General features: G+C 72.8%; 5 protein-coding genes. 4 read left to right on the top strand and 1 reads right to left on the bottom strand.

What is annotated here, in order from left to right; genetic code table 11:
- Positions 1-174: 174 nt before the first annotated feature.
- From OZN99_RS24845 to OZN99_RS24830, 4 genes are all read left to right on the top strand, one after another.
- Complete coding sequence (locus OZN99_RS24845) at positions 175-489, top strand: hypothetical protein (protein WP_270937927.1); 315 nt, start codon at positions 175-177, stop codon at positions 487-489.
- 121 nt (positions 490-610) lie between these two features.
- On the top strand, positions 611-1,609 hold the full coding sequence (locus OZN99_RS24840; protein ID WP_270937926.1) for a TAXI family TRAP transporter solute-binding subunit: 999 nt from the start codon (positions 611-613) through the stop codon (positions 1,607-1,609).
- 28 nt (positions 1,610-1,637) lie between these two features.
- A complete protein-coding gene (locus OZN99_RS24835) occupies positions 1,638-3,548 on the top strand; it encodes a TRAP transporter permease (protein WP_270937925.1) in 1,911 nt (636 codons plus the stop codon).
- Positions 3,545-4,576: an amino acid ABC transporter substrate-binding protein gene (locus OZN99_RS24830; protein WP_270937924.1), complete on the top strand. Its 1,032-nt coding sequence runs from the start codon at positions 3,545-3,547 to the stop codon at positions 4,574-4,576. Before OZN99_RS24835 ends, OZN99_RS24830 begins: the two co-directional genes overlap by 4 nt.
- 9 nt (positions 4,577-4,585) lie before the next feature.
- Here the strand turns inward: OZN99_RS24830 and OZN99_RS24825 are convergent.
- Positions 4,586-5,230, bottom strand: a 645-nt coding sequence (locus tag OZN99_RS24825) for a tetratricopeptide repeat protein (RefSeq protein ID WP_270937923.1), incomplete at its 5' end; no start/stop codon positions are given.

The following is a 5,230-nucleotide window of genomic DNA, read 5'->3' as shown; positions in this document are numbered from 1 at the left end:
TGGTGTGCCTGGTGGCGCTGATGGGCGGCGGGTCGGCGCTGCCGCAGGTGCCGGCCCTGCTGGCGGGCGAGGCCGGTGCGGCCGTCGCCTCCCGCGCGGCCACCGCGGGCGCCGCCATCCTGGCGCTGGCCGGCATCGCCTATGCCCTCGCCTTCGGGCGGCGGAGCGCCTGAGATGTTCGAGGGGCTGATGAACTGGGTGGTCGCGAGCTTTCTGCTCGGGCCGATCCAGGCGGAGATCACGCAGCGCCTGCAGGCGGCGCGCGCGCCGCAGGAGCTGGTGCAGCAGGTCTCGCGCTGCGCCTCGGACGCGCTGCCCGGGCTGGTGCAGCGCGCGATGTCGAACCCCGCCTGGGCGGTCGGCGCCGTGGTGCGGGCGCAGACCGGCAGCCTGCAGCCGGAGGCGCTGCTCGGCGATGCCGCGCCGTCCTGCCCGCCAGCCATCGCGGCGGTGCGCCAGCACCTGGCACGGCGCGGCAGCGCGTCCTGAACCGCCAGCCCGCCGGGGGGCGCGGGCGACGCGGATTGCCAAGTCTCCATCTTTTCGCGGATGGACGCCCCCGTGGCGCGCCACGCATGATCCCGGCCGAGGGAAGGTTGGGAGAAGACACATGGCCCTGTTCGTCTCGCGCCGCGCCGCGCTGCTCGGCGCCGCCACCGCGCTGTCGCTGCCGGCGGTGCGCACCGCGCGCGCGCAGCAGACCTTCGAATGGGTGGCCGGATCGGTGGGCGGCGGCTGGTACACCATGGCGGCCGGCCTCTCCTCCCTGATCGCGGAGGAGAATCCGGAGCTGCGCATCCGCGTGGTGCCGGGCGGCGGCCTCGCCAATTCCACGCGCGTCAACAACAACCAGTCCAACATGGGCTGGGGCATCGACACCTTCACCGCGGCGGCGGCAAAGGGCGAGGACCCGTACAACCAGCGGCACGAGAACCTGCGCAGCCTGGGCACCGGCTACAGCCCGACCGAGCACAACCTGGTCCGCGCCGTGGGCCAGGGGCCGGAGGACATGCGCGGCATCCTGACGCAGCGCGGGCTGAAGATCGCCTGTCCGCAGCGGTCCAGCACGGACGAGATGACGCTGCAGCGCATCCTGCGCTTCCTCGGCACCTCGCCCGACCAGATCCGCGCGGGCGGCGGGCGCTACCTGAACGGCAGCTATGCCGACATCGCGGCGGCCTATGCCGACGGGCAGGTGGACTACCTCTACGCCGCGCTGGCCAAGCCGGCAGCGATCCTGACGGAGATCGGGCAGGGGCGCCGCGCGTCGCGCCTGGTCGGCTTCCCCGACGACGTGCGCAAGCACCTGATCGACACCTTCGCCTATGCCGAGGGCGTGCTGCCCGCGGCCACCTATCCGACGCTGCAGGACCGCGACCTGATGGTGACCACCATGGACAGCGTGATCCTGGTGCACAGCAGCGTGCCCGAGGAGGTGGCGTATCGCATCACGCGCACGCTGATCCGCAACCGCGGCCAGCGGCTGGTCTCGATCCATGCCTCGATGGGTGCGTGGAACCCGGCGGTGTCCTGGCGCTACAACGGCGTGCCGCTGCATCCCGGCGCGGCGCGGGCGTTCCGCGAGGCGGGCGTGATGCCCGCCGCCTGATCCGACCTGCTGCCGGGCGGGCGATATCTTGCGCGAGTTGCACGGCCCGCTGCGGTGGGTGTGCTGGGCCTGGGCCGCGGCAGCCGCCGCGGTCCATCTCTATTTCGGCGGCACGGGCTTCCCCGAGCCGATCCAGATGCGCGGCTTCCACCTGCTGGTGTTCACGCCGCTGCTGTTCCTGCTCTACCCCGCGACGAAGCGCTCCCCGCGGCATCGGCCCTCCGTGCCCGACTGGATCTGGGCGGCCGCCTCGGCCGCGCCGCATGCCTGGGTGATGTGGAACTGGATGGCGGTGGCGGACCGCATGGAATACGTCGATGCCTTCACGCCGCTGATGATGGCGCTCGGCATCACCGCCATCGTCACCCTGCTGGAGGCGATCCGGCGCGCGGTGGAGCCGGGGCTGGCCTGGATGGTGGCGGGATCGCTCGCCTACATGCAGTGGGGCTACCTGGTGCCCGGCGTGTTCAACGCGCGCCCCTTCACCCCGGCCGAGATCGTGGAAGCGTCCTGGCTGGTGCCGACGGCGGGCGGCGTCTACGGCCCGCTGACCGGCATCGTCGCCACCACCATCGCGGTGTTCATCCTGTTCGGCTCCTTCATGCAGGGCAGCGGGACGGGGCGGCTGTTCTCCAACCTCGGTGCGGCGGTGGCGGGGCGCTATTCCGGCGGGCCGGCGAAGGTGGCGGTGGTCACCTCCGGCCTGTTCGGGACGATGAGCGGCAGCAGCGTCTCCAACGTCATCACCACCGGGGCGATGACCATCCCGCTGATGACGCGCATCGGCTATCGCCCCGCGGTGGCCGGCGGCATCGAGAGCGCGGCGAGCGTCGGCGGCGCGCTGATGCCGCCGGTGATGGGGGCGGCCGCCTTCGTCATGGCGGAGATCACCAACATCCCCTATGGCGACATCGTGGTCGCCGCGGCGCTGGGCGCGGTGCTGTACTACTTCGCCATCCTCGCCGCCGTGCATTTCGAGGCGAAGAAGCTGGGCATCGCGCCGATGCCGCTGAAGGACATCCCGGCCTGGCGCGAGGTGCTGGCCGACGCCCACCTGGTGCTGCCCATCGCCGTGCTGGTCTGGCTGATGATGGAGCGCTGGTCCGGCAACTTCGCCGCCTTCTGCGCCACGGTGGCGATGGTGGCGGTGGCGATGCTGAAGGCGCGCACCCGCATGTCGGCGCGCGCCATCGTGGAGAGCCTGGCGCAGGCGGGCCTGACCATGGCGCCGCTGGCCGTCTCCATCGCGGGTGCGGGCATCGTCGTCTCGGCGCTGACCGCCACCGGCATGGTCGTGGCCTTCGGCGGCATCATCAAGGGGCTGGCGGGCGGCAACCTCGGCCTGCTGCTGGTGCTGCTGGCGCTGACGGTGCTGGTGCTCGGCCTCGGGATCCCGACCACGCCCTCCTACATCATCGCCGCCGCGATCGGCGTGCCGCAGGTGCTGGAACTCGGCCGGCCGCTCGGCGTGGATCCGCTCCAGGCGCACATGTTCACCTTCTACTTCGCGGTGATCGCGGACGCGACGCCGCCGGTGGCCGCCGCCGCCTTCGCCGCGGCCGCCATCGCGAAGGCGAGCCCGACCATCACCAGCGTGCACGCCACGCGCTTCGGCATCGCGGGCTTCACCGTGGGCTTCGCCTTCATCTACGACCCCGGGATCATGCTGCGCGGCGGGCTGGCGGAGATCCTGACCGCCACGGCGACGCAGGTGGTGGCGCTGACGCTCATCACGTCGAGCTATGCGGGATACCTGCTGGCGCCGGTCGCCTGGCCGATACGGCTGCTGATGGGCCTGGCAGGCCTGGCGGCCGCCTTCGGCTATGTGTTCACCGATCCGGCACGGCTGGCGCTCGGCGTGGGCATGCTGGCCGCGGTGGCGGGCGTGCAATGGGCGGCGGGCCGAACCGCGCGCCGGGAACAGGGAGACGAACGATGATCCGACGCAGCCTGCTCGCCCTCGGGGCGACCCTGGCCGTGGCGCTGCCGGCGCTCGGTCAGACCATGGCGCCGGCCGGGCCGACGCTGGCCAATACGCGGGCGAAGGGGCACGTGGATTGCGGCGCGCATCCCGGCGCGCCGGGCTTCGGCATCACGGACAGCCGCGGCGTCTACCAGGGGCTGGAGGCCGATACCTGCCGCGCCGTCGCCGCAGCGATCTTCGGCGACGGCAACCGGGTGCGCTTCACCGTCGTGACCTCCGCCGCGCGGCTGCCGGCGCTGCAATCCGGCCAGATCGACCTGCTGCCGCGCACCACCACCTGGACGCAGTCGCGCGACACGGCGAACGGGCTGAACTTCACCGCGGTGACGTTCTATGACGGGCAGGGCTTCCTGGTGCGCCGCAGCGCCAATATCCAGCGCGCGAACCAACTGGACGGCGCGTCCATCTGCGTCACCTCCGGCACGACGAACGAGCTGAACCTGGCGGACTGGGCGCGCAGCAACCGCCTGCAGATCCGCCCCGTGGTGTTCGAGCAGAACGACGAGACGCGGCTGGCCTATGTCGCCGGGCGCTGCGACGCCTACTCGACGGATGCCAGCCAGCTTGCAGGCCAGCGCTCCTCGCTGCCGCGGCCTGAGGAGCATGTGGTGCTGCCCGACATCATCTCGAAGGAGCCGCTGGCGCCGGCGGTGCGGCACGGCGACGATCAGTGGTTCGACATCGTGCGCTGGACGGTCTTCGCGCTGATCGAGGCGGAGGAACTCGGCATCACCCAGGCCAATGTGGACGAGATGCTGCGCAGCGAGCGGCCGGAGATCCGCCGGCTGCTGGGTGTCTCGGGCGACCATGGGCCGTTCATGGGGCTCGATCGGCGCTGGGCCTACAACGCGATCAAGGCGGTCGGGAACTACGGCGAGATCTTCGAGCGGCATCTCGGCCGCAACACGCCGATCGGCCTGTCGCGCGGCCTCAACGACCTCTGGATCCGCGGCGGGCTGATGTACGCGATGCCCGTGCGGTAGCGCGCGGCCCTACTGACGCCGGGCGCGCGCCGCGATCTCGGCCAGCAGCGCGGCAGCCTCGCGGTCCTGGGGATCGAGCGCGAGGGCGGCGCGGGCGTGGCGCTCCGCCTCCCCCAGGCGGCCGCGGTCGCGCTCGAAGCTGGCCGCCGCGATCAGGCTGTCGCGATGCCGCGGATGGCGGGCGAGCACGGCGAGCGCGTCGTCCACCCGGCCCTGGCGATGCAGCGCCAGCGCCTGCGCATAGGCGTAGCGCGGCTGGTCAGGCGCGAGCCCGGCGGCGGCGGCCAGCGATCCGGTCGCCTCGCCGATCCGGCCCTGTCGAACCTGCAGCAGCGCCAGGGCATAGAGCGGCTCGGGATCGCCGCGATGCGCGGCGACAGCGCGGCGCAGCAGTGCCTCCGCGGCCTCGGGCCGGCCGCGCGCATCCTCGAAAGCGGCCTGGTTGACCAGGGCGGGCAGGAAGGCGGGGTCGAGCGCCAGGGCGGCGCGATAGGCCGCCTCCGCCCCCGTCGCGTCGCCGCGCTGGGCGAGCAGCGCGGCGATGTTCACATGCGATTCCGGGCGCTCCGCCGCGACGCGCTCGCTGGCCAGCAGCTCGTCCCAGGCGCGGGCGAAGGCGGGGCGGGCGGCGGCGGGCAGCGCGGTCGTGGGCAC

Source organism: Falsiroseomonas oryzae, assembly GCF_027856955.1.
Lineage (GTDB): Bacteria > Pseudomonadota > Alphaproteobacteria > Acetobacterales > Acetobacteraceae > Falsiroseomonas > Falsiroseomonas oryzae.
This window is presented reverse-complemented; position numbering and strand designations above follow the sequence as displayed.